The organism is Parvibaculum sp., from assembly GCF_049672805.1.
In the GTDB taxonomy this organism is placed as follows: Bacteria; Pseudomonadota; Alphaproteobacteria; order Parvibaculales; family Parvibaculaceae; genus Parvibaculum.
Map to the genome: position 1 here is coordinate 1 of NZ_JBATWS010000387.1, position 2,185 is coordinate 2,185.

2 protein-coding genes are annotated in these 2,185 nt (G+C 60.7%); both read right to left on the bottom strand.

The annotated features are described in order from the left end of the window. Window positions 1-1,105, bottom strand: a 1,105-nt coding sequence (serS, locus tag WBF74_RS12055) for a serine--tRNA ligase (RefSeq protein ID WP_424440136.1), incomplete at its 3' end; no start/stop codon positions are given. Between the two features lie 158 nt (window positions 1,106-1,263). Continuing rightward, a complete protein-coding gene (gene tatC / locus WBF74_RS12060; protein WP_424440139.1) occupies window positions 1,264-2,088 on the bottom strand; it encodes a twin-arginine translocase subunit TatC in 825 nt (274 codons plus the stop codon). Between the last annotated feature and the right edge of the window lie 97 nt (window positions 2,089-2,185).

A 2,185-nucleotide genomic window follows, 5' to 3' on the forward strand; every position in this document is an offset into this window, starting at 1 on the left:
CCTGAAAGTCACCGCAAACCGAGCAGGACGAAATCTCGCGATAGGCATTCTGTCCCGGCAGCCAGACTTCGATATCATAGGTCTTGCGCGAGGCGAAGCCCATGTCGCCGGTGCAAAGCACCATCACCCTGTAATGAAGACCGAGCCGCTTCAGCACTTCCTCGGCGCAGGCAAGCATCCGCTCATGCTCCTCGCCCGACTTCTCGGGCGTGGTGATGGAAACGAGTTCCACCTTGGAGAACTGATGCTGGCGGATCATGCCGCGCGTATCGCGCCCCGCCGCGCCCGCTTCCGCGCGGAAACAGGCCGTATAGGCGGTGAAGCGCTTCGGCAGTTCTTCTTCGGAAAGGATGCTCTCGCGGACGAGGTTCGTCAGCGGCACTTCGGCGGTGGGGATCAGCCAGTATTTTTCCAGATCGTCCCGCGCCTCGCCCTTGAATGTCGCGAACTGGTCATCGGCAAATTTCGGCAGCTGCGCCGTGCCGAACATCGCATCGTCGCGCACCATCAGCGGCGGCATGACTTCTTCATAGCCGAACTCGCTGGTGTGGAGATCGACCATGAAATTGCCGATGGCGCGCTCAAGCCTCGCGAGCGGACCGCGCAGCACCGTGAAGCGCGCGCCGGACATCTTCGCCGCTGCCTCGAAATCCATGAGGCCAAGCCCCTCGCCGAGATCGAAATGCTCCTTCGCGGCAAAGTTCATCTCGCGCGCCTCGCCGTGGCTGTGGCGCACTACATTGGCGCTCTCATCCGGCCCGACCGGCACATCCTCCAGCGGAATGTTCGGGATCGAGGCAAGCGCCGCATGAAGCTCGGCATTGACCTGGCGCTCTTCCTCTTCGGCGGCCTGAAGCGCCGCCTTGAGGTCGGAGACTTCCGCCATCAATTGCTGCGCAAGCGCCTCATCCTTCTTCGCCTTGGCCTGCCCGATCTGCTTCGAGGCATCGTTGCGGCGTTGCTGCATCTCCTGCAGCGAGGTGATGATCTTGCGGCGGCGTTCGTCTATTTCGATGAGACGCGCAGCCTGCGGCTCAAGCCCGCGCTTGGCGAGACCCGCATCGAAAGCCTGAGCGTCATCGCGGATGGCCTTGATGTCGAACATGACACCTCTGAAGAAGAGATTTCGGGGGACGTCCAATGAAGTCGGAAGGGCCGAATCAGCCCGCCGTCACTCGGTCCGTTTTCGGCGCTCTGTATACGCGGGATGGCCCGGAGCGTCCAGAAGAGGCGATTTCACAAGGGAACCGGAGAAGCCGGAACTCAGGCTGCGCCCTCTTCCGCCTCTTCCTCTGCCCGCTTCTTCTCCATCATGCGCACACCCAGAATGGAGATTTCGTAGAGCAGCAGCGTCGGCACACCGAGCGCGATCTGGCTGAAAATATCGGGCGGGGTCAGGAAGGCCGCGATGATGAAGATGATGACGATTGCATAGCGCCGGCCCCTACGAAGCTGGTCGGAATTCACCAGGCCCGCCCGCGCCAGCAGCGTGAGAATGACGGGCAACTGGAAGCAGATGCCAAAGGCCAGAATGAACGCCGTCACCAGATTGAGATATTCACTGACACGCGGCAGCAACTCGATGACGGCCCGGCCATCTTCCCCCGTCTGCTGCATGCTCATGAAGAAATTAAGCGTGATCGGCAGTGCCACGAAATAGACCAGAGCCGCGCCCATCAGGAACAGAATGGGCGTTGCTATCAGATAGGGAATGAAGGCGTTGCGCTCATGCCGGTAAAGCCCCGGCGCCGCAAACATGTAAACCTGCGCGGCGATGACCGGAAAGGCGACGAACACAGCGCCAAAGAACGACATTTTGAGCTGCGTCAGGAAAAACTCCTGCGGCGCTGTATAGATCAGATGGGCGCCGCCCTCTGCCGCCACGATGCGGTTATATGGCTCGACCAGAAAATTGAAGATGTCTCTGGAGAAGAAGAAGCATATGGCAAAGGCGATGATGAAGGCGATCATCACCTTGATGAGGCGCGAGCGCAGCTCGATCAGATGCGCCATCAGCGGCGCGCGTGATGCCTCGATCTCATCTTCGGGGGTGGGATCGGGAGCTGTCCCCTTGGCACGAGCGTTCATTCCTTGCCCTGCCCGGTGATTGCCTTTTTCGTCGCCTCACCCGGCGAGACTGGCTGTTCCGCCCCATAGGCTTCCACAGCCTCCGCCTCGCGGATCG